At 70.9% G+C, this 21,520-nt stretch carries 15 protein-coding genes; 7 read left to right on the top strand and 8 right to left on the bottom strand.

Annotation, left to right across the window (positions count from 1 at the left end):
- Positions 1–56 precede the first annotated feature (56 nt).
- A complete protein-coding gene (locus tag ACFYXM_RS14510) occupies positions 57–3,653 on the bottom strand; it encodes a LamG domain-containing protein (protein ID WP_389289487.1) in 3,597 nt (1,198 codons plus the stop codon).
- A 393-nt stretch (positions 3,654–4,046) separates the two neighbouring features.
- Between ACFYXM_RS14510 and ACFYXM_RS14505 the strand changes: the two genes are divergently transcribed.
- A complete protein-coding gene (locus ACFYXM_RS14505; protein ID WP_389289341.1) occupies positions 4,047–4,688 on the top strand; it encodes a superoxide dismutase in 642 nt (213 codons plus the stop codon).
- Between the two features lie 128 nt (positions 4,689–4,816).
- Here the strand turns inward: ACFYXM_RS14505 and ACFYXM_RS14500 are convergent, their stop codons facing one another.
- On the bottom strand, positions 4,817–5,689 hold the full coding sequence (locus ACFYXM_RS14500; RefSeq protein WP_389289485.1) for an alpha/beta fold hydrolase: 873 nt from the start codon (positions 5,687–5,689) through the stop codon (positions 4,817–4,819).
- A gap of 41 nt (positions 5,690–5,730) precedes the next feature.
- On the bottom strand, positions 5,731–6,438 hold the full coding sequence (locus ACFYXM_RS14495) for an O-methyltransferase (RefSeq protein WP_389289340.1): 708 nt from the start codon (positions 6,436–6,438) through the stop codon (positions 5,731–5,733).
- A gap of 73 nt (positions 6,439–6,511) precedes the next feature.
- On the opposite strand from ACFYXM_RS14495, the gene ACFYXM_RS14490 reads away from it, so the two are divergent.
- Together ACFYXM_RS14490 and ACFYXM_RS14485 are read left to right on the top strand one after the other, a co-directional pair.
- Complete coding sequence (locus tag ACFYXM_RS14490; RefSeq protein WP_384418399.1) at positions 6,512–7,189, top strand: CatB-related O-acetyltransferase; 678 nt, start codon at positions 6,512–6,514, stop codon at positions 7,187–7,189.
- Positions 7,186–8,025: an MOSC domain-containing protein gene (locus ACFYXM_RS14485; protein ID WP_389289339.1), complete on the top strand. Its 840-nt coding sequence runs from the start codon at positions 7,186–7,188 to the stop codon at positions 8,023–8,025. Before ACFYXM_RS14490 ends, ACFYXM_RS14485 begins: the two co-directional genes overlap by 4 nt.
- Before the next feature lie 88 nt (positions 8,026–8,113).
- On the opposite strand, the gene ACFYXM_RS14480 is transcribed toward ACFYXM_RS14485, so the two are convergent.
- The 3 genes from ACFYXM_RS14480 to ACFYXM_RS14470 form a co-directional block, all read right to left on the bottom strand.
- The gene (locus ACFYXM_RS14480) at positions 8,114–8,848 is read right to left on the bottom strand and encodes a hypothetical protein (protein WP_389289338.1); all 735 of its coding nucleotides are present in this window, start codon (positions 8,846–8,848) and stop codon (positions 8,114–8,116) included.
- 609 nt (positions 8,849–9,457) lie between these two features.
- Positions 9,458–10,417, bottom strand: coding sequence for a hypothetical protein (locus ACFYXM_RS14475; RefSeq protein ID WP_389289337.1), 960 nt, complete (start codon positions 10,415–10,417; stop codon positions 9,458–9,460).
- Between the two features lie 109 nt (positions 10,418–10,526).
- Positions 10,527–11,543: an ArsR/SmtB family transcription factor gene (locus tag ACFYXM_RS14470; RefSeq protein ID WP_389289336.1), complete on the bottom strand. Its 1,017-nt coding sequence runs from the start codon at positions 11,541–11,543 to the stop codon at positions 10,527–10,529.
- A 61-nt stretch (positions 11,544–11,604) separates the two neighbouring features.
- On the opposite strand from ACFYXM_RS14470, the gene ACFYXM_RS14465 reads away from it, so the two are divergent.
- The gene (locus tag ACFYXM_RS14465; RefSeq protein WP_389289335.1) at positions 11,605–12,933 is read left to right on the top strand and encodes an MFS transporter; all 1,329 of its coding nucleotides are present in this window, start codon (positions 11,605–11,607) and stop codon (positions 12,931–12,933) included.
- Here ACFYXM_RS14465 and ACFYXM_RS14460 read toward each other — a convergent pair.
- Both ACFYXM_RS14460 and ACFYXM_RS14455 read right to left on the bottom strand, forming a co-directional pair.
- Positions 12,920–13,378, bottom strand: coding sequence for a GNAT family N-acetyltransferase (locus ACFYXM_RS14460; RefSeq protein WP_389289334.1), 459 nt, complete (start codon positions 13,376–13,378; stop codon positions 12,920–12,922). The two genes, ACFYXM_RS14465 and ACFYXM_RS14460, sit on opposite strands and share 14 nt — an antisense overlap.
- 185 nt (positions 13,379–13,563) lie before the next feature.
- The gene (locus tag ACFYXM_RS14455; RefSeq protein ID WP_389289333.1) at positions 13,564–14,214 is read right to left on the bottom strand and encodes a DsbA family protein; all 651 of its coding nucleotides are present in this window, start codon (positions 14,212–14,214) and stop codon (positions 13,564–13,566) included.
- A gap of 219 nt (positions 14,215–14,433) precedes the next feature.
- Between ACFYXM_RS14455 and pepN the strand changes: the two genes are divergently transcribed.
- The 3 genes from pepN to ACFYXM_RS14440 all read left to right on the top strand — a co-directional run bounded on the left by pepN (position 14,434) and on the right by ACFYXM_RS14440 (position 21,474).
- The gene (pepN, locus tag ACFYXM_RS14450; RefSeq protein ID WP_389289332.1) at positions 14,434–17,067 is read left to right on the top strand and encodes an aminopeptidase N; all 2,634 of its coding nucleotides are present in this window, start codon (positions 14,434–14,436) and stop codon (positions 17,065–17,067) included.
- 233 nt (positions 17,068–17,300) lie between these two features.
- Entirely contained in the window at positions 17,301–17,894 is a 594-nt protein-coding gene (locus tag ACFYXM_RS14445) for a hypothetical protein (RefSeq protein ID WP_389289331.1), read from the top strand.
- Between the two features lie 271 nt (positions 17,895–18,165).
- Positions 18,166–21,474 carry a S8 family serine peptidase gene (locus ACFYXM_RS14440; RefSeq protein ID WP_389289330.1) on the top strand — a complete coding sequence of 1,103 codons (3,309 nt, stop codon included), beginning with the start codon at positions 18,166–18,168 and terminating at the stop codon, positions 21,472–21,474.
- Positions 21,475–21,520: the final 46 nt, after the last annotated feature.

Raw genomic sequence — 21,520 nt, 5'->3', positions numbered from 1 at the left:
GTGGGGTGCGGCACCGAGGCACGGCCCGCACCCCACCTGTTCGCCGTCAGTCGCCGTCAGTCGCCGACGTTGTAGTCGATCTGCTCGTTGCCGGCCATCGCCCCTGCCCACAGCCGTACGTCGGTGATCCTGGCAGGCAGGTAGTGCTTCCACACGCCGCCGCTGAAGCCCTTGCCCACAGCGAAGTCGCCGGTTCCCACCGCGGCGGTGTACGCCATCGCGTCACCCATCTGATTACGGCCGAGATAGAGGCTAATCGTCCCGTCCAGGGGATCGTAAACACCGGTCAGCCGTACGGGGCTGTCGAACTCGGCAACCTGGTCGGAAACGACCGAGGAGAAGGTGCCGTCGGCGTTCAGGCGGCCGAAGTGCCACTTACCGGACGGCACAAGGCGCTCCTCCAGCGTCTCCTCGTCCAGCACCGTGTCCTTGCCGGTCAACTCGTACCAGAAGCCCCAGGCCGAACCGTCCGCGGTCCGCTGGCCCAGTACCTGTCCGGTGTATCCCACACTCTTGGACACGAGCTTGGAACCGTCGAGTTCCACCAGGGTCGAGACGGTGAAGGCGCCCTGGTCGGACATGAGCGGCCCTGGGGTGGTGGCGGCGCCGTCCACCCCGTCCAGGACGATCGTGCCGCTGTCCAGCGAGGCACCACCGCTCAGCGTCAGGGCCCTGTCGTATCCGGAGCTGTCGGGGATGGTGGCGGCGCTGCCCTTCTCCGGCGACCACTCCGCGACCAGCTCGGTGCCCGCGAAGCCGTCCGAGATCAGCAGCCGCGCCTCGTCCGCCACCTCCTCGGCCGTCAGCGCCCGCTGCCATACGGCGACCTCGTCGATGCTGCCAGGGAAGTTGTACTGGTGGACGTCGGCCCACTTGTAGCGGCCGATCTGCAGGGCGCCGGCTGCTTGCCAGGCTCCCTTGGCCGTCTTCGTGCCCTGGGGAACACCGTTGATGTACAACGTTGCTTGTTGCGTAACGGGATCGTACGTACCCGCGAGGTGCGTCCACGCCCCGATGACCGCCGGACTCTTCGCTCCGACGCCGTAGTAGCCGGCCGTCGTGGCCTCGGTCTCCTTCACACCGAAGAACCACCTGCCCAGGTCCTTCGAATAGCTGAGGACGAATGGCGAGTCGTGGGCTCCGTCCTGAGAGAGCACAATGCCGACACCGGTCGTGCGGTCGATCCGGGCCCAGGCCGAAACGGTGTAGGCGGACCGGGTCTCCAGCACGGGACCACCGGTCGCCGCGTACCCGGTAGTGCCGTTCAGCGCCAGCCCCTTGTCCGTGACCGGGGTCTCCAGGGGAGCACCCGACGCGTCGTGGGTGAGCAGTCCGCGGCGCCCACGATTGTCCCGCACCGCCCCTCCGGCCAGCACGGCGTCGTCGATGCCGTCAGCCGTGGCAGCGTCCTTGGCGGCACCGTCCGCCTCGTCGAAGTGCCACCGGCCGACCGGCCCCTCGCCGGTCGCGACGAGGAAGTCCACCAGATTCTGCGCACCCCAGCGGCCGACCGTGTCCTTCGCCCGGACGTACAGCCTGAACGTTCCCGACTTCGACGGCGTGATCGTCTCCTTGACCGTCGCACCGGCGCGCTCCGCCGACCATGCGGCATTCTGCGAGAGCCGGTACTGGTATGCCGTGTTGGTGTCACCCGTCGCGGCGGAGAAGGTGAACGTGTCCTTCACTCCGGGGCCGCCGCCGGGCGCACACACGTTGGTGGTGCACTCGGTGTAGGTGGTACCGAAGGCGATCTTCGGGGCCTTCGGAGCGGTCGGGTCGACCTTGAAGTAGCACCAACCCGTCGTCGAGGCATTCGACGGACCCGGCAGCTGACTCTTTCCCCCGTTGTAGTACGAACGCGTCCACGACCGGTACCGGTACAAGATGCCCTCCGCGAGGGCCGGCGCCGACGCCGAGAGCTTCACGTTGTCACCGACGTAACCGGTGGTCGGGCGCTCCATCTCGGCGAACGCGTTCGACCACGTCCCGTCGGCCGCCTTCTTGTCCACGTCCATCGCGACCCGCAGCTGTGCGTCCTTCTCACCGCCGGACGCCGTCTGCGGCGTGGACGTCAGCGTCGGCGTCGGGTCGGACACGATCGCTGGATCGGACTCCTTCGTCTCGCAGACCGTTCCCGATCCGGTCACCAGCCCGATTCCGGTCGGCTTGGCCGGCAGTCCGACGAAGTCCACCGCGAGCACCGCGTCGTTCTTGAACCGCTTCCAGGCGCCGGTGTCACCCTCGTCATGCGCCTTGAGCATCAACGTCAGCCGGGAGAACTTCCCCGCGGCGAAATCACGCACCGTCGGCGTCAGGTTCTCGTTCGTCTCATCCGGGTTGTCCTTGAACTCGATGGGTGCATCCGGCGAATCCGGGTCACACAGCGAACCTCGCCCGGCGGACACGTTCCGGTCCACCATCAGGTCCAGGTCCTTCGGCCGCGACGACCACGTGGTGGACGAGGAAATGTTGTTCGTACGGACCAGATCCACCCAACGCGGGTCGCACTGGAACGCCCACGGCTCCGTCACCCGGAACGTCGCGTCCAGCACCTGCTTGCCCTTCAGACTCGCCGGGGAGAACTCGAAGTACAGCCGCTGCACATACCCCGGCCCGCAGTAGTACCCGTTCCACGTACCACACTTGCCGGCACCCCTGCCCTGGCCGTCGTCCCCGTTGCCCCACCCGTAGGACTCGTACCCGTCCGAACGCAGCAGCGTCCGCTCCGACTCCCCCCACGTCACCGTCGGGTCGATGAACAGCGGAAACGCCTTCTCGTCGGTCTTCGCCAGCATGTCGGCATCCGGTACGACGGCCAGGGCGTCCTTCGCGAGCTCCACTCCGATGCGGGAGACGTTGTCCCCCTGCCCGGGTTCCACACCCGTACCCGACGGCGCCGCCTCCGCGGCGTCGCCCGCCACGGCCGGACCCTCCGCCGCGGGCCGCACGGCACCGTGCTTGAGCGACGCGGACGGGCCGGTGGCCGCCGCACCCGCCGAGTCCCACATCCGGGCCGGCGGCGCACGGAAGACCGTCTGTCCGTTCCCGTCCACCGCGGTAAGGTTCCCGGCGGCGCCCGTGCGGACCTCCAGTCCCTTCGCCTTCAGCCCGAACGACAGCTTCTTCAATTCCGGGGCCGCGGCCGCCTCGGGCGTCCTGACCACCAGCACCTGCTGGAAACTCTCCACGGTCGCCGTGACCATCAGATCCACACCCGGCAACACGTCGCCGTAGACCGCGCTCGGGCCATCGATCCGAGGTACCGGAAGTTTCACCGGCCAGTCCAGTTCCAGCGAACGGCCCCGATCCGAGATCTCGGCCAGCGAATCACCGGCCCCGCCGGAGAACGACATCTCCACCGCGGCCGCCTTCGGCCCTACCGAACCATCCGCGCGACGCTCCAACGTCGCGTCCGGGTCCTGCCACCCGCCCCCCGGCTTCGCCACCCGCACCGGAACCACCGACTGCTCAAGGGTGAACGTGAACCCGTCCGGATTCGCGAACACCGTAGTCCGCTCCGAACGCTCTCCCAGCACTTCGACCCGGGTCCCCAACTCCACCGCACGGGCCAGCGCCAGCTGCCCCTCCGTCTGCTTCTCCGCGTCTGTGACCGGTTCGGCGGCGGCTGCACCAGGTAATGGCGACACCACCATCGACAACAGAACCGAAGCAGCCACCACCGCGTATCGGCTGCGCTGTCTTCGAGCACGCCAGAACGCCATCCCCATGCCCCACCCCAGAGTCGCAAGTTGCTCACAAGTCGCTCACAAGTCACCGAGATCTAAATGGCATCTCCATGCATCCGTCAAGAACCTTTGGCGACCGTTCAGTTGCGCCTTGCGGAGAGGGCCTCAGCCAGGACCACCAAGTTCGGAGAACGTGCCGACCGGGGCCTGCGGAACGGCACCTCCGGAGCAGCACGTCACCGTTCCCGCCGAGACCCTGACTGGGCCGAAGGGCTGACCACCTTCCAGCCCTCCTGCTGTTAGCCTGCTCTTGCATATAGATTGCAATAACCATAGGAAAGCAGCTGGAGGGTTCGAACCATGGCCACGTACACGCTTCCGGAACTCCCGTACGACTACGCGGCGCTCGAACCGGTCATCAACCCGCAGATCATCGAGCTCCACCACGACAAGCACCACGCCGCCTACGTGAAGGGGGCGAACGACACCCTGGAGCAGCTGGAGGAGGCGCGCGACAAGGGGGCATGGGGTGCGATCAACGGGCTTCAGAAGAACCTGGCTTTCCACCTCTCCGGCCACATCCTGCACTCGATCTACTGGCACAACATGACCGGCGACGGCGGCGGCGAGCCCCTCGCGGCGGACGGCGTCGGCGACCTCGCGGACGCGATCACGGAGTCGTTCGGTTCGTTCGCCGGTTTCAAGGCCCAGCTGACGAAGGCCGCGGCCACCACGCAGGGCTCCGGCTGGGGCGTCCTGGCGTACGAGCCGGTCAGCGGCAAGCTGATCGTCGAGCAGGTCTACGACCACCAGGGCAACGTCGGCCAGGGCTCCGTCCCGATCCTGGTCTTCGACGCCTGGGAGCACGCCTTCTACCTCCAGTACAAGAACCAGAAGGTCGACTTCATCGACGCCATGTGGGCCGTCGTCAACTGGCAGGACGTGGCGAAGCGTTACGCGGCGGCCAAGGAGCGCGCCGACGTGCTGCTGCTCGCCCCCTGACCGGGCGGCGCGTGAACGTCCTGCCTCGTGATCGTCTTCTCAGCCTTCACCGGGCAGGCGGATGAAGGGAGGACCCCCGCCAGGACGTGACTGGCGGGGGTCCCTCTGTCGTGTCGCCGGGCGGGACGTCAGGGCGCGGGAACGTGCTTCAGCAGGGTGCTCAGCACCTGCTCGGCATGGGTCCAGAGCAGGGATCCGCCCGCATCCGGTACGAGGTGCCGGACGGCGCCCGGGATGCGCCCGGCCAGCCCTTCGCCGTGGTCGGGCGAGTGGCCGGTGTCCTGTTCCCCGTACCAGAGGTCGACGGGCACGGCGATGTCCGACAGCACGATCCCCCAGTGCCCCATGGCCAGGACGGTGTCCCGGGCGTATCCGTCCGCACCCTGCGCGAAGGCTTCGTCGAGGGCGCGGCGGTAGGCGGCGGCGAACGCTGGCTGCCGGTAGACGGCGAGGTCGCGGTCCGGGCTGCCGGACATGACCATGTCCCACATCGCCCGCGGGGTGAACCCGGCGAAGATCTTCTCGGCGGCGGCCGCATCGGACACCGCCAGGTCCACGAGACCCCGCAGGTCCTCCGGAAGCGCCTCGGCGAACCGCGGCTCGGCCACCTCGTCCGCCCCGGAGACCACGGCGAGCGCGCCGACCGTTCCGGCGGCGGCACAGGCGAGGGCGAAGGGCGCCCCCTGCGAGTTGCCGACCATCGGCGGCCGGCCCAGACCGCACAGGGCCGCGAACGCCCGGACGTCGTCGGCGAAGTCCCCGAACGTACGGCCGGGCAGCGGCGAGGAGGCGCCGAGCCCGGGGCGGTCGACGGAGATCAGCCGCACACCGAGCCGGTCCACCGCGTCGGCGCCGAACCCGAGATGCCTGCTGGTGGCCGCGCCGGGCGACAGCAGCACCGGCACACCGTCCTCCGGCCCCCATTCCGCCCACCCCAGCAGCCGCCCTCCCGGCAGCCGTTCCGTACCGATACGAACCGGGTCGATCACGCGCAGATCCATGCGGCTCATCCTGAGCGGGTCCTTCGGGCCTGTCGAACGGATTACGCCGACCGGTGAACCTCCCGGTCACCACACCGGACCTGCCCGGTGACCAGGGCCAGCATCAGTCCGTCGTAGCCCTTGGCGCCGACGGTCTGCAGCGCGGTCGCACTCAAGGTCGGTTCGGCGGCGACGAGTTCGGTGAACCGGCGCACGCCCCGCACCTTCGGGTCGTCGCTCCCGCCGTCGACCACCTCGCCGTCCCGCACCACGTTGTCGGCGATGATCAGGCTCCCGGGGCGGGTCAGCCTCAGCGACCAGGCCAGGTAGTCGGGGTTGCTCGGCTTGTCGGCGTCGATGAACACGACGTCGAACGGCCCCTGCCCCTCCGCCGCGAGCTCCGGAAGCGTGTCGAGCGCCGGGCCGACCCGTACGTCGACGACGTGCGCGAGCCCCGCCCGCGCGATGTTGGCCCGCGCGACCTCGGCGTACGCCGGATCGGCCTCCAGCGTGACGACCCTGCCGCCCTCAGGCAGCGCCCGGGCCAGCCAGATCGTGCTGTACCCGCCCAGGGTGCCGATCTCCAGCACGGTCCGAGCCCCGCGCAGCCGGGCCAGCAGATGCAGCAGCTTGCCCTGATTGGCGGCGACCTGGATGGCCGGGAGCCCGGCCTCGTCGCTCGCCGCGACCGCCGCGTCCAGGGCTTCGTCCGGGCCCAGGAGCAGGCCGTTGAAGTAGTCGTCGACCTCGGTCCACCGTGCCGATTCCATGTGCGTTCCCCTCCGAAGCTTAGAGTTCCCAAAAGGAACTTACCCCAGACGGCCGGATGCGATGATGGGGGCCATGAGTCCCGCCCCCGACAACCCCACCGCCCCTGCGGCCCCTGCCGATCCCACCGTGCTCCATCCGATGCCGGGACAGCCCAGGGTCGTGCTGCTGAAGCCCCTGGTGAAGTCCGGACTGATCGAGGTCGGGGACTTCTCGTACTACGACGACCCGGACGACCCGACCGCTTTCGAGACCCGCAACGTGCTCTACCACTACGGCCCGGAGCGGCTCGTCATCGGGAAGTTCTGCGCGCTGGGCACCGGAGTGCGGTTCATCATGAATGGCGCCAACCACCGGATGGACGGCCCGTCCACGTTCCCGTTCCCGTCCATGGGCGGTTCCTGGGCCGAGCACTTCGACCTGCTGACCGGACTGCCGAACCGGGGCGACACGGTCGTCGGCAACGACGTCTGGTTCGGATACGGCGCCACGGTGATGCCCGGCGTGCGGATCGGACACGGCGCGATCATCGGCGCCGGTTCGGTCGTCACCTCCGACGTGCCCGACTACGGCATCGTCGGCGGGAACCCCGCCCGGCTGATCCGCACCCGCCACGACGAGGAGACCATCGCCCGGCTGCTCGCCGTGGCCTGGTGGGACTGGCCCGTCGACCATCTCACCCGCCACATCCGCACCATCATGTCCGGCAGCGTCGACGAGCTCGAAGCGGCCGCCCCGGAGGGGACACCGTGACCATCACCGTTCGCGAACTCACCTACTACCCGGTCAAGGGCTGCGCCGGAACCGCCGTCGATTCCGCGCGGGTGCTGGGAACCGGTCTCGAACACGACCGCACGTTCATGGTGGTGGACGCGACAAACGGCGCGTTCCGCAGCCAGCGCACGCACCCCGCGATGGCCGCGATCGGGGTCGAAGTCCTGAACGGCGGCGCGGCGTTGGCGCTCTCCGCCGAGGGCGTCGAGCCGCTGCGGGTGGACGTCGTCCCGGACGGCCCGCGCCGCGAGGTCAGCATGTTCGACCGCCCGCTCGGCGTCGCCGCCGACCAGGGGGACGAGGCCGCGGAGTGGTTCTCGGACGCGCTCGGCGCCACGTCCCGCCTGGTCCGGGTGGCGCCCGGCTTCGACCGGGACGGCTGGGGCGACACCCCCGGCAAGGTCAACTTCGCCGACGCGCACGCGGTGCTGGTCGCCTCGACGGCCTCCCTGGACGGTCTCAACTCCCGTATCACCGCCCGGGGCGACGCGGCGCCCGTCCCGATGGACCGCTTCCGCGCCAACATCGTCCTGGCCGGCGACGACGAGCCGCACTTCGAGGACCGGGTGCGCCGGATGACCCTCGGCACGGTGGAACTCGCCCATTCCGTACGGGCGACGCGGTGCGCCGTCCCGATGGTCGACCAGCGCACCGGCCGCCGCGCGGGCCCGGAGCCGATCCGGACCCTGTCGACGTACCGCCGCGAGCCCGAGTACAAGAACAAGGTCAGCTTCGGCGCGAAGAACGCGGTGGTGTGCGAGGGCGTGGTGAGCGTCGGGGACACCGTCGAGGTCGCGGAGTGGCTCGGTCGCTGAGAGTCCATACGGTCGCCCCGACCTGGGCCGGAACGAACCGGACCGGGTCGGGGCGAGGCGAGGCGAGGCGAGGCGAGCGAAGGAGTGGTCAGGGCAGGAGGTAGCCGAGCGTCCCGCCCATGATCTGCCCCTCGCAGTCGGCCTGGTGGGACTCGAAGATCTGCCGATTCTCCTTGCGCAGGCAGCGCAGCAGCGGCAGGCTCGGCGTCCCGGCGGGCGGTGCGGCGTACAGCCAGCCGAGGCGCGTCACATACGTCTGGCCCTCGCAGCCGACGTCGGTGGTGGCGAAGTGGTCGCCGCGCACCTGGCAGAGGTAGAGGGGCATGGTGTCCGGGTTGGGCGCGGTGAACAGGGTGCCCAGCGGGCCCTGGAGGTCGTAGCCGACGGGGGCGTCCCACGGGGTGCTCAGGGTGTCGGACTTCTTGTGGTAGCGGTAGAGCACGAAGGTCGGGGAGCCCACATTGGGCTCCCCGGTGCACAGGTACTCGATGTGCACCTGCACCCACCCGTTCGGGAGCGAGTTGACGACGGCGGGGCCGGCGCTCACCCGGCAGTCGGAGCGCGCGAAGCCGCGGGCGACCGCCGCATCGAGTCCGCTCTGCCGGGCGGACTGCTCGGCGACGTTCAGCGGGCCGCTGCCGAAGCCCTTGACGTAGAGCTTGACGGGCCCGACGGCGGTGGTGGATGCCTGGGCCGCGACGGATGCGGGTGCGGCCCCGGCCGCGACGGCGGTGCCGCCGAACGCGGTCAGGGAGAGCGCGGCGGCGAGCGCTGTGGCGAGAGTGGCGGCGGACCGGCCGACGGCGCGGCGGAACAACCTCACGGGCATACCTCGTTCCGGCAGGCCGATGCGCGCCCTTCCTACGAGGCCATGCGCACCGGCGGGGTCAGTACGACAGGCCATGACTACCAGGCGGAATAGTCACTGTTGACGCACCTCACACGGTATGTCCGGTTCCGTGAGGATGCTGGCCGAATGGTTACTCTTGACCGCACGCCAGCTGCCCGGGCAGGGGCCGGGGCAAGTTCCCCGCCGGGCACGCATAGAGGGTCGTTCCGGGGTATGGGCCCCGCCCGCGCGCCAAGCCCGGCACCCTCTCGTGTCAACCACGCCCACCCCTTTCAGTCCGAGTCAGTCGCTTCCGGTGCCGTCTCGCGCGCATAGGAGAAGGCGACGAAGGAAGGTGACTGCGCACGCCGTCGCTGGACGACCCTTCGGGCCGGGGCCTGGTCATCGTCGACGCCCTCGCAGCGAAGTGGGGCGTACGACCGCGTGATCCGGGCAAGACCGTGTGGGCCCAACTGCCCATCGGACAGCGCGAATCGCCCTGAGGGCCGGGCTCCCCGGCCGTGGACCGTCCGTCCGCACCCGCAGCACGTACGTACGGGTGCGGACGGGGCCCTGCCCGCAGGTGCGGGGCATGTCACCGGCTCAACGGGCCCCTGTGTCCACGCTGTTGTCCCGGCCCGTGTCGAGGGAGTCCGCGATGTGGGTCATGACGGACCAGATGATCTCCTTGCGGCACCGGCTCATGCCCTTGGACCCGATGTACAGGGTGTTGTCCCTGCCGACCCGGTAGTGCTCCCGGCTGCCGTCCGCCTTGAGCTTGACACCCTCCATGCGGCGCAGGAGGTGGGGGACGGTGATGGCGATCTCGTCGTGCCCCACGCCGATCCGGGTGACCTCGTCCCAGGGGATCTCGTCGGCGGCGCCGTCGAGGTAGAAGTACGTGGCGCCGATCTCGAAGGGGCTGTACCTGACGTCGCCGCCCTCGGCCAGTTCGCGCAGGACGAGCCGCACCCGCGCCTCGACGACGCGGTCGATGATCCCGGCGAACATCGGCGTGAGGTTGTCCGCGGACCGCAGATACGTGCGCAGGAGGCCGCCGCCGAGGTCGGGGAGGAAGTAGTTTCCGGACAACTCCTCGATCCCCGGCCCGGGCGCCGTCTCCATACGGGCGACGACCTTGTCCGACAGCGGTCGCGACGACCCGTTGACGTACGTGGCCTCGCGGGTCAGCGTGACGTCGTGGAACTCCTCCCACTTGTACGCCCACCGCACCTTGTGCCGCCCCCGGCAGACGATCCCGTCCTCGTACAGGTCCAGCCAGGAGGCGAAGGAACGGACCAGTCCGACCGCCCCCCAGCCGGACAGCAGCACGCAGACGGCGTCGAACACGAGGTGACCGATGCCGTGCGTGGCGAAGGATTCGCCCAGGAACAGGAAGAACGCGACCGCCGGGACGACGGTCATGGCGACCTTGCCCATCGTCGGGCGTTCCCGGTAGCGCGCGATCACCCGGCCCAGCTCTGCCGGGTCCGCCGTCCGCCGCCCCTTTCCGCCCGTGCCGCTCCCGTCGCCGCTGCCGCGCCGGCCGCTCCGGTCCGCCATGCTCTCTCCCCCTCGCTCGACCCCTTGTCGTCTTCGTTCGCTCAACGGCGGTTACGGCGACCGGCGTTCGGCGCCCATCACCTCCCGGCTCCGATGTGCTGGCCGCAGCCTATGCCCGCCCCGCGCGGGCGGCGGGCCCGCCGTCTCCGCAGCCTTCCCGCCCCGCGTCCACCAGCACGTCCCCCGCGTCCGTACGGAAGTACAGCACCGACCGCCCGGCCCGGCGCCGGTCCACCAGACCGGAGTCCAGCAGCACCTTGAGGTGGCGGCCCACCGAGCCCAGGCCCTGTCCGGTCAGCGCCACGAGCTGGGTGGTGCTCTTGGGCTGCGCGAGGAGGACCAGGACCGCCGCCCGCGCGGGGCCGAGCAGCCGGCCCAGCGCGTCCGGCACCCGTACCCGGTCCGCGTCGGCCAGGGTGCCCGAGCACGGGTAGACGATCGCGTACCGCAGGGCGTCGTCGGCCCAGGACACCCAGCCCGCCTTCTGCGTGACCGGTACGAGGAGCAGCCGCGCCCCGGACAGTCGCTTCGGCGGGTAGTCGTGCGCGTTGATCCGGAGCCGGCTGCCGCCGAGCCACCGCATCCCCGGGCGCAGACCGCTGAGGGCGGCGGCCCAGCCGTCCCGGCTCAGCTGCCCGGTCCGTGCGACCACGTCCGCCTCCATGATCCGGCGACGACGCGGCCAGTCCGGCAGGACGGTGCGGTGCCAGACCCAGTGCAGGACGTCGGCGGCGCGCCCGGCCAGGTCGTCGCGGTCCAGGAGCGCGGGAAGCGGACGGCCGCCCAGGGACACCATCAGGTCGGCCCGAGCGCGCTCGGGCGAGGTGGCCCGGACCGGGGCCAGCTCCTCCTCGAAGGACGGAGTGTCCTCGCCCGTCGGGGTGGGCGTGATGAAGTCCGCGTTCCAACTGCCGCAGAGCGCCACCGGGACCAGCAGCGCGGCCACCGGGTCGGCGGCCCGACGGGCGCGGTAGGCGGGCAGATGGGTGTCGAGCCAGGCGCGTTCGCCAGGGTGCTGGGCCTGGCCGCGTTCCAGGGACTGAAGGGCGGCGACGGTCTCGGTGAGCGGCGAGACGACGAACCGGCTCCCGGCGAGCGTGTCCGTGTTGATCTCCCACAGGCCCATGACGTTTCGCCTCCGCGCGAAACAGTATCGGCCCACGCCGACGCCTGCCGAGACTCCCCGCATGCGCACCTATCGGGAACTCTTCCGGGTGCCCCAGTTCCGGCCGCTCTTCGCGTTCAGCGCCATCCACGTCGCTGCCTCGACGGTGAGCGGGCCGGCCCTCGGCATCCTCGTCTACTCCGCCACCGCCTCGCCGCTGCTGGCCGCCCTGTCCATGTTCGGATCCTCGCTGGCCCAGATGATCGGGGCGACCCTGCTGATGTCGGCGGCGGACCGGCTGCCACCTCGGGCCGCGATGACCGGCATGGCGCTCGCCTTCGGGGCGGCGACCGCTGTCCTGGCCGTTCCCGGGCTTCCGCTGCCGGCCGTCTTCTCGATCATCCTGGTGGTGGGGGTGGTCGCCGCGGTGGGCGGCGGGGTGCGGTACGGGCTGCTCAACGAGATTCTGCCCAAGGACGGCTATCTGCTGGGGCGTTCGGTGCTGAACATGTGCACCGGTCTGGCGCAGGTCGGCGGGTACGCGGTCGGCGGGCTCCTGGTGGCGGCGCTGTCGGCGCGCGGTGCGCTGCTGGTGGCCGCCGCGCTGTACCCGGTCGGGGCGGCCGTCGCCCGGTTCGGACTGGCACGCCGCCCGCCCCGGGCCGCGGGACGGCCGTCGATCGCGGCGACCTGGCGGGTCAACGCCCTGCTGTGGTCCTCGGGCCCGCGCCGCCGGACGTATCTCGCGCTCTGGGTGCCGAACGGGCTGGTCGTCGGCTGCGAGGCGCTGTTCGTCCCGTACGCCCCCGGGCACGCGGGGCTCCTCTTCTCCTTCGCCGCGCTGGGGATGCTCGTCGGGGACACGGTGGTGGGGCGGTTCGCCGCTCCGGGGCTGCGGAGGCGGGCGGCCACACCGCTGCTGCTGCTCCTGGCCGCGCCCTACCTGGTGTTCGCCGCGCGTCCGGGGCTGCCGTTCGCGCTCGCCCTGGCCGCGCTCGCCTCGGTCGGGTTCGCGGCGAGCCTGCTGTTCCAGGAACGGCTGATGGCCCTGACCCCGGACGGGATCACCGGCCAGGCGCTCGGGCTGCACGCCTCCGGCATGCTCACCATGCAGGGGGTCGCGGCGGCGCTCGCGGGCTCCGTCGCCCAACTGACCTCGCCGGGAACGGCGATGGCCGTGATGGCGGGGGCTTCTCTCGTGGTCACCCTGGCCCTGGCGGCGGCCGGGCGACGGGACAGGGAAGCGGCGGACATCGGGCCGACGGGCACCGGGCCCGCGGCTCCCGGTCCGGCCGATCCCGGTCCGGCGGACGCGGGGCGTGGGAACCCCGGTCCCGCCGATCCCGGTCCCGTGGACCCCGGTACGGCTGGCGCGGAGCCCGGTACGCGGCGGGGTGTCAGCGCGGAGTGAGCACGTACTCCATCAGCGGCAGCACGCGCCCGGGGATCGAGCCCGACGGGGTCTCCCCGATCCGGACCGCGCCCATCGCCCGGTAGAACGGCTCCGCGTTCGGGTCGGCGTCGATGGTGAGGCGGGCGAATCCGAGGCGTCGGGCCTTTGCCGCAGTGTGCTCGAACAGGCGCCGCCCGATGCCCCGGCCGATCGCGTCGGGGGCGATGAACATCATGCCGAGGGCGCCCTCGGGCGGGATGCCGTCCAGAGTGGTGAAGCCGAGGACACGCCCGTCCTCCTCGGCGACCGTCGTGCGGCGGCGCTCGATGTCGGCGGGAATCAGGGTGAGCTCGTCGCGGCAGGCGGCGAGGAACGCCTCGTCGTAGTCCCAGTACCCCTTCGACTCCCGTGCCAGTTCGGTCAGCAACCCGGCCTCGTGCGCCCGTGCCGGTCGCAGGTCCATGCGTCCACCCCTCCGTCGTCCCCGTGCCGTCCGGTCCATCGGCCCCCTTGCCCGGGGGCACCGGGGTGTGCGGAGCCGGCTCATGGCCCGGTCCCGCACACCCCCGTCGTCACCTCGTCGTCGCGCCGTGGTCGGCGCCGCCGTCGCCGGGCGGTCACCGGGCCGGCGCCGGACTGCCGCCGGGCTCAGTCGAAGACCGGGCCCTGCGTACGCGTCCGCTTGATCTCGTAGAAGCCGGGGATCGACGCCACGAGCAGCGTGCCGTCCCACAGCTTCGCCGCCTCCTCGCCCTTCGGGGCGGGAGTGACGACCGGACCGAAGAAGGCGATCTGCTCGCCGTCCGCGCCCGGGACGGCGATGACCGGGGTGCCGACGTCCTGGCCGACCTTGTCGATGCCCTCCTTGTGGGAGGCGCGCAGCTCGGTGTCGTAGGTGTCGGAGTCCGCGTGGTCCGCCAGCTCGGCGGGCAGGCCGACGTCCTCCAGCGCGCCCACGATCGCCTCGCGGGTGGCGCCCTCGCCCCGGTTGTGGAAGCGGGTGCCGAGCGCCGTGTAGAGCGGGCCGACGATGTCGTCGCCGTGCTTCTGCTGGGCGGCGACGACCACGCGGACCGGGCCCCACGCCTGGTTCTCCAGCATGTCCCGGTACTCCTCGGGCAGCTCGTCGAGCTTGTCCTCGTTGAGGACGGCCAGGCTCATCACATGCCAGCGGACCTCGACGTCACGGACCTTCTCCACCTCCAGCATCCAGCGGGAGGTCATCCACGCCCAGGGGCAGAGCGGGTCGAACCAGAAGTCGACAGGGGTCCTGCCGGTCGCCGTGCTGTTCTCGGACATCTCTCTCCTCATCGGGACCTCATCGCATGTGATGCGGGCGTGCGCCCGTGCCGCATACGCGCATGCGGGCGTGCGCACATCTCCGCACAACGCCGTCGTGCGCACCGCTCATTCCCGCGCGCGGCCGGTCGACGACGTGGCCGCCCGACCGGACGACGGCATGGGAGGATCAAAGTAATCGAACGTACACAAAGGAACGTGACACAAAGGAGTGTGCCCGTGCCCGGTGAGAACCTGTCCCGCGACGAGGCCCGCGAGCGGGCCGAGCTGCTGAGCGTCGACGGTTACGAGGTCGTTCTCGATCTGCGTTCCGCCGTCGGCGGGCCCGACGGGGAGGGCGGGTCCGAGGGGACCGGCGACGGTGCCTCCCCCGGCCCGCTGACCTTCCGCTCGGTGACGACGATCCGGTTCCGCACCGCGCGGGCGGGGGCGTCGGCCTTCGCGGATCTGGTGGCGCCGAGCGTGAACGCGGTGACGCTGAACGGGCGCCCGCTCGACCCCGCCGCCGTCTTCGACGGCACGCGGGTGGCCCTGGAGGACCTGCCGGAGGGCGAGAACCTCCTGGTGGTCGACGCGCAGTGCGCGTACAGCCGGACCGGCGAGGGCATGCACCGGTTCGTCGACCCGGAGGACGGCGAGGTCTACCTCTACACGCAGTACGAGCCGGCCGACGCGCGCCGGGTCTTCGCGAACTTCGAGCAGCCCGACCTGAAGGCCCCCTTCCGCTTCGAGGTGGCGGCGCCCGAGGGCTGGACGGTCTGGAGCAACGGGCCCGTCGAGTCGCAGGACGACGGGGTGTGGCGGTTCGCCGAGACGAAGCCGATCTCGACGTACATCACGGCGGTCGTCGCCGGTCCGTACCACTACGTCACCGACTCCTACACCCGCGCGTTCGACGACGGCACCACGCTGGAGATCCCGCTCGGCGCCATGTGCCGCAAGGGGCTCGCCAAGCACTTCGACGCGGACGACGTCTTCCTGATCACCAAGCAGGGCCTGGACTTCTTCCACGACCACTTCGACTACCCGTACCCCTTCGGGAAGTACGACCAGGCGTTCGTGCCCGAGTACAACCTGGGCGCGATGGAGAACCCGGGCTGCGTGACGTTCCGCGAGGAGTACATCTTCCGCGGCAAGGTGACGCAGGCGTCGTACGAGAGCCGGGCCAACGTCATCCTGCACGAGATGGCGCACATGTGGTTCGGCGACCTGGTCACCATGCAGTGGTGGGACGACCTGTGGCTGAAGGAGTCCTTCGCGGACTTCATGGGCGTCTTCGCGATGGTGGAGGCGACCCGGTTCGAGGACGGCTGGATCACCTTCGCCAACAACCGCAAGGCGTGGGCGTACCGAGCCGACCAGCTGCCGTCCACGCACCCGATCACGGCCGACATCCGTGACCTGGAGGATGCCAAGCTGAACTTCGACGGCATCACGTACGCCAAGGGCGCCTCGGTGCTCAAGCAGCTGGTGGCGTACGTGGGCCGGGACGCGTTCCTGGAGGGCGCCCGGCGCTACTTCAAGAAGCACGCCTACGGCAACACCCGGCTGGACGACCTGCTGTCGGTGCTGGCCGAGACCTCCGGGCGCGACATGACCGCCTGGTCCCGGTCCTGGCTCCAGACCGCGGGCGTCAACTCGCTGACGCCGGTGGCGACCTACGACGCGGCGGGGCGGCTCACGGAGCTGGCCGTCCTCCAGGAGGCGGCCGAGTCCCACCCGGAGCTGCGCCCGCACCGGGTCGCGGTCGGGCTGTACCGGCGGGCGGCCGACGGAAACCTGGTGCGCTACGCGCGCGTCGAGGTGGACGTGGCGGGGCCGCGCACGGTGGTCGAGGAGCTGGCCGGTGCGGAGCGCCCGGAGCTGATCCTGGTCAACGACGACGACCTGACGTACTGCAAGGTCCGCTTCGACGAGATGTCGCTGGCGACGCTGCGGGAGCACCTCGGTGACCTGACCAACCCCCTCGCGCGGGCGCTGTGCTGGTCGGCGCTGTGGAACATGACGCGCGACGGCCTGATGCCGGCCCGCGACTTCGTCTCCCTCGTGCTGGCCTTCGCCGGCCGGGAGTCCGACATCGGCGTCCTGCAGATGCTGCACGCCTGGACCCGGACGGCCCTGACCCACTACGCGGCGCCCGAGTGGCGCGAGGAGGGCGGCCGGGCACTGTCCGAGGGCGCGCTGCGCGAACTGCGGGTCGCCGGTCCGGGCAGCGAGCACCAGCTGGCCTGGGCGCGGTTCTTCGCGTCGGTCGCCGACTCGGAGGCGGACTTCCGGCTGTTGTCGGGGCTGCTCGACGGCTCGGCCGCCATCGACGGTCTGGACGTCGACCAGGAGCTGCGCTGGGCGTTCCTGTCGCCGCTGGCCGCGCACGGGGTGGTCGACGCATCGGTGCTCGACACCGAACTGGCCCGTGACGACACGGCGTCCGGGGAGCGGCACCAGGTGCGGTGCCTGGCCTCGCGCCCCTCGGCCGAGGTGAAGGCGCGCGCGTGGGCGGACGTCGTGGAGTCGGACGCGCTGTCCAACGCGCTGACGGAGGCCGTGATCACGGGCTTCGGGCAGCCCTCGCAGCGCGAGCTGCTGGCGCCGTACGCGGAGAAGTACTTCGCGGCGATCGAGCGGGTGTGGGCCGAGCGCTCGATCCAGACCGCGATGAACGTGGTGCGGGGCCTGTTCCCGGCGCTCCAGGACAATCCCGCGACGCTGGAGGCGACGGACGCCTGGCTGGCCGCCCACGCGGACGCGGCACCGGCGCTGCGGCGGCTGGTGCTGGAGGCGCGGGACGATCTGGCGCGGGCGCTGCGGGCCCAGGCGTGCGACGCGAGCACGACCGCGCCGACCGGAATCTGACGGGACCGGCGGCGGCCTGACGGACCGTCCGGGGCGCCCGGAGGTCGTCGGGGGCCGTCCAGAGGGCCGTTCCGGCGGAGACTTCCGCCGGAACGGCCCTCTGCCGTCCGGCCGCCCGAGGCGTGCTTTTTCGGCCGTGGGACACGCATGCTCCAGGACTGCGTCGTCCCGGTTCGCCGACGGGTGTGTAACAGCGGGTTGGTGCCGGGGCCGGGTGCGGCATACCGGGAGACATGACACCGAATTCCCCGTGCGCCCCGCCCTCCCTCCGCCGCCTCCGCATCACCGACGACGTCCGTCGACGCGTGCTGTCCGCAGCACAGTTGAGGGCGTACGGCGTGTCCGCGGCCGAGGCCGCCGCGCGATGCGGCGCCGGTGGCCCGTGGCAGCAGCCGCTGCCCGGTGTGTACGTCCTGCACCCGGGGCCGCCGTCCGACGAGGAGCGGCTGCGCTCCGCCCTGCCGTACGCGGGCCGTCCACCGGCCTCCCGCCGCCGGGGCACGCACGACCTGCCGCACGGACGAACGGGCGCGGGCAGGCCGTCGGGCACGGGCGGACGGACACGAGCGGCCGGGCGGGCGGGCGCGGAGGGGCCGCCGGGCATGGCCGGGCAGGCGCGGCCGGGCTCGGACCCCGGGTACGGGGAGGCCATGCTCACGGGACTCGCCGCACTCGCCCTGCACGGGTTCACGGCGGCGCCGCCCGGCTCGCCGGAGCGGAAGAAGCTCCTCGCCGCGGCCGGACAGCAGGCGGTCGTGGTGCGTACGGCCCTGTCCGCGGCGGTGGACCGCGCACCGGCGGCCCCTGTGATCATCCTGCCCCGCTGACCATGCGCGCATCGCGTGCCGCGCACGCGCAGCCAGCACCCGCGCACACCCCGTTCCGTACGCGCGCCGGACTCCGCCCGCACCATGCCGAACTCCCGCCACAGGCGCCGCTATCCACCGTTTCATCCCTGATGGCATATCAGCCCCGGTGGCGGGATACCGCCATGTCCACATCTCACCCCCTACAACTCTCCACAAACCCCTGTCATTTACGAAAGGGTGAGCGGTCATTCGGTACCGAATTCCGGACCTTCTTCTTTCACTTTCAGGGATGCAGATGACCACCGAGTCCTCCAGCCTCATACCCGGGGCGAGACGCGCGGCCCGAGTCGCGGCTGCCGCCGGCCTGGTGGCCGCGCTCGCCGCCACCGGCGCGGCCCCCGTCTTCGCCGTCGACAACCCCGCGCCCGGTCCTGTCAAGTCCGCCGCCGAGGACGCCTCGAAGGACAAGCTCGGCGCGAACGACGCCGAGGTTCTCGCCAAGGCCAAGGCCAAGGGCGAGAAGAACATCACGATGATGGTCGCCACCGCTCCCGGTGCGACCGCCCAGGTCACCAAGCAACTGGACGCCGTCAAGGGCTCCGTGCTGGGGCGCGCGTACGACAAGCTCGGCTACGTACGGGCCACCGTGCCGACCGCGAGCGCCGAGGCGACCATCAAGGCCGCCTCCAAGCTGTCCTCCGTCCACGGCATCGATCTCAAGCAGGAGATCAAGCTGGACGACCCGACGCCCGCGGGCGACCGCGCCGCCGGGGCCACGAGGACGAAGGCGACCGGCAGCTACCCGGCGCCCGACAGGAAGACCCCGGCGAAGAACCCGTACAACCCGTCCTTCGAGACGGGCGCGGTGGACTTCGTCGAGCGGCACCCGAAGGCCGACGGCCGCGGGATCACCATCGGCGTCCTCGACTCCGGTGTCGACCTCGGCCACCCCGCGCTGCAGAAGACCACCACGGGCGAGCGCAAGATCGTCGACTGGGTGACCGCCACGGACCCGGTCAGCGACGGCGACGGCACCTGGCTGCGGATGACCGACTCGGTGTCCGGCCCGGCCTTCACGCACCAGGGCCGCACGTACAAGGCGCCCAAGGGCGACTACCGGATCAGCCTGTTCGCCGAGGCCGCCACCAAGGGCGGCGACATGGCGGGCGACCTGAACCGCGACGGCGACACCACCGACGTGTGGGCCGTGCTGTACGACCCGGTCACCGGTGACGTGCGCGTCGACCTGAACGACAACGCCGACTTCACCGACGACGCGGCCCTGAAGCCGTACAAGGAGAAGCACCAGGTCTCCTACTTCGGCAAGGACGACCCGCGCACCGATGTCGCCGAGCGCATCCCGTTCACCGTGGAGACGCGCAAGAACGTCGTCCACAACGCGGCGGGCGCCACGGCCGACTTCGTCAACATCGGCGTCATCGAGAGCGAGCACGGCACCCACGTCGCGGGCATCACCGCCGCGAACGGCCTGTTCGGCGGCAAGATGAACGGTGCCGCGCCCGGCGCGAAGATCGTCTCCTCGCGCGCCTGCACCTGGTCCGGCGGCTGCACCAACATCGCGCTCACCGAGGGCATGATCGACCTCGTCGTGAACCGCGGTGTCGACGTCGTCAACATGTCGATCGGCGGCCTGCCGCCGCTGAACGACGGCAACAACGCCCGCGCGGAGCTCTACAAGCGGCTCGTCGACATCTACGGCGTCCAGCTGGTCATCTCGGCCGGCAACAACGGCCCGGGCGTGAACACCATCGGCGACCCCGGCCTCGCCGACCACGTCATCTCCGTCGGCGCGTCCATCTCCAAGGAGACCTGGGCCGCCAACTACGGCTCGAACGTCACCAAGAAGTACGACATGATGCCGTTCTCCTCGCGCGGTCCGCGTGAGGACGGCGGCTTCACGCCGACCTTGACGGCCCCGGGCGCGGCGATCAACACCACCCAGACCTGGCTGCCCGGCGGTCCGGTCAAGGAGGCGGGCTACGGCCTGCCGGCCGGCTACTCCATGCTCCAGGGCACCTCGATGGCCTCGCCGCAGGCCGCCGGCGCGACCGCGCTGCTGCTCTCGGCCGCGAAGCAGAAGCACATCGAGCTTCCGCCGGCCGATCTGCGCACCGCGCTGACCAGCTCCGCCACCCACATCAAGGACGTGCCCGCGCACGCCCAGGGCTCCGGTCTGATCGACATCGTCGGCGCCTGGAAGCTGATCGAGAAGCAGGGCACCCCGGCGCACGAGTACAAGGTCAAGGCCCCGGTCGACACCGCGATCGACTTCGCGCTCAAGACCCCGGGCTTCGGCACCGGCCTCTACGACCGCGAGGGCGGCCTGAAGGCCGGCCAGAAGAAGACGTACGACGTCACGATCACCCGCACCACGGGTCCGGACAAGGCCGTCAGGCACCAGCTGTCGTGGAAGAACAACGACGGCACCTTCAAGCTGGTCGGCCCGTCCGTCGTCTCCCTGCCGCTGGACCGGCCGGTCACGGTGAAGGTCCAGGCGAAGCCGGGCAGCAAGGGCGTGCACAGCGCGATCCTGCGCGTCGACGACAAGAAGACCGTCGGCGTCGACCAGCAGATCCTCACCACGGTCGTCGTCTCCACGGAGCTGGCAAAGCCCTCCTACGCGTTCAAGGCGTCCGGATCGGTGCAGCGCAACAGCAGCACGTCGTACTTCCTGACCGTCCCGGAGGGCGCCAAGACCCTTGAGGTCGCGCTGAGCGGGCTGCGCTCCGGCAGCCAGACCCGCTTCATCTCGCTCCACCCGTACGGGGTGCAGATGGAGAACAGCTCCACCATCAACTGCTACCCGAACTACGAGAACCCGGCCAACACCTGCCGCCCCGACGTGCGCTCCTACAAGGACCCGCAGCCGGGCGTCTGGGAGATCGAGGTCGAGGCGCGCCGCACCTCGCCGCTGCTGGACAACCCGTACAAGCTGGACGTCTCGCTGCTCGGTGCCACCTTCGACCCGGCGGTGCGGACCCTTCCCGAGGCGAAGATCGGCACCCCGGCCGCGGTGACCTGGAAGGCCACCAACAACGCCGGTGACCTGGTGGGCTCGCTCAAGGGCGGTTCGCTGGGCTCGGCCAAGGTCGCCAAGCCGACGATCAAGACGGGTGACGAGCAGCTGCACACGGTCACCATCGGTGAGGGCGTCGAGAAGCTGGACGTCGCCATCGGCGGCACCTCGGACGCCAACGCGGACCTGGACCTGTACGTCTTCAAGGGCGACACCCAGGTCGCCGCGTCCACCACGGCCGGCTCCGAGGAGGCGGTCAGCATGGAGAAGCCCGCCGCCGGCACGTACACCGTCCTCGTGCACGGTTACAGCGTCCCCGCCGGAACCAGCACCTACGACTACCGCGACGTGTACTACGCGCCGTCGCTCGGCACGATCGAGGTCGACGAGTCGAAGGCCGTGAACCTGGCGGGCGGCACCTCCACCGAGATCGCCGCCGAGGTGACGGTCGCCGGCGCGGCCCCCGCGGGCCGGCAGTTCTTCGGCGAGGTGCACCTGGTGAACAGCCGCGGCACCATCGCGGGCACCGGCAGCGTCGTGATCGAGAAGGTCACGCCGTAACGGACACCGTGTCCGGCATGTGATCCGTACGACAGTGGGGCGGGCG

Source organism: Streptomyces sp. NPDC002476 (genome assembly GCF_042889785.1).
Classification (GTDB): domain Bacteria; phylum Actinomycetota; class Actinomycetes; order Streptomycetales; family Streptomycetaceae; genus Streptomyces.
The sequence above is the reverse complement of the archived record's forward strand: the minus strand, read 5'-3'. Positions and strand labels throughout refer to the sequence as shown.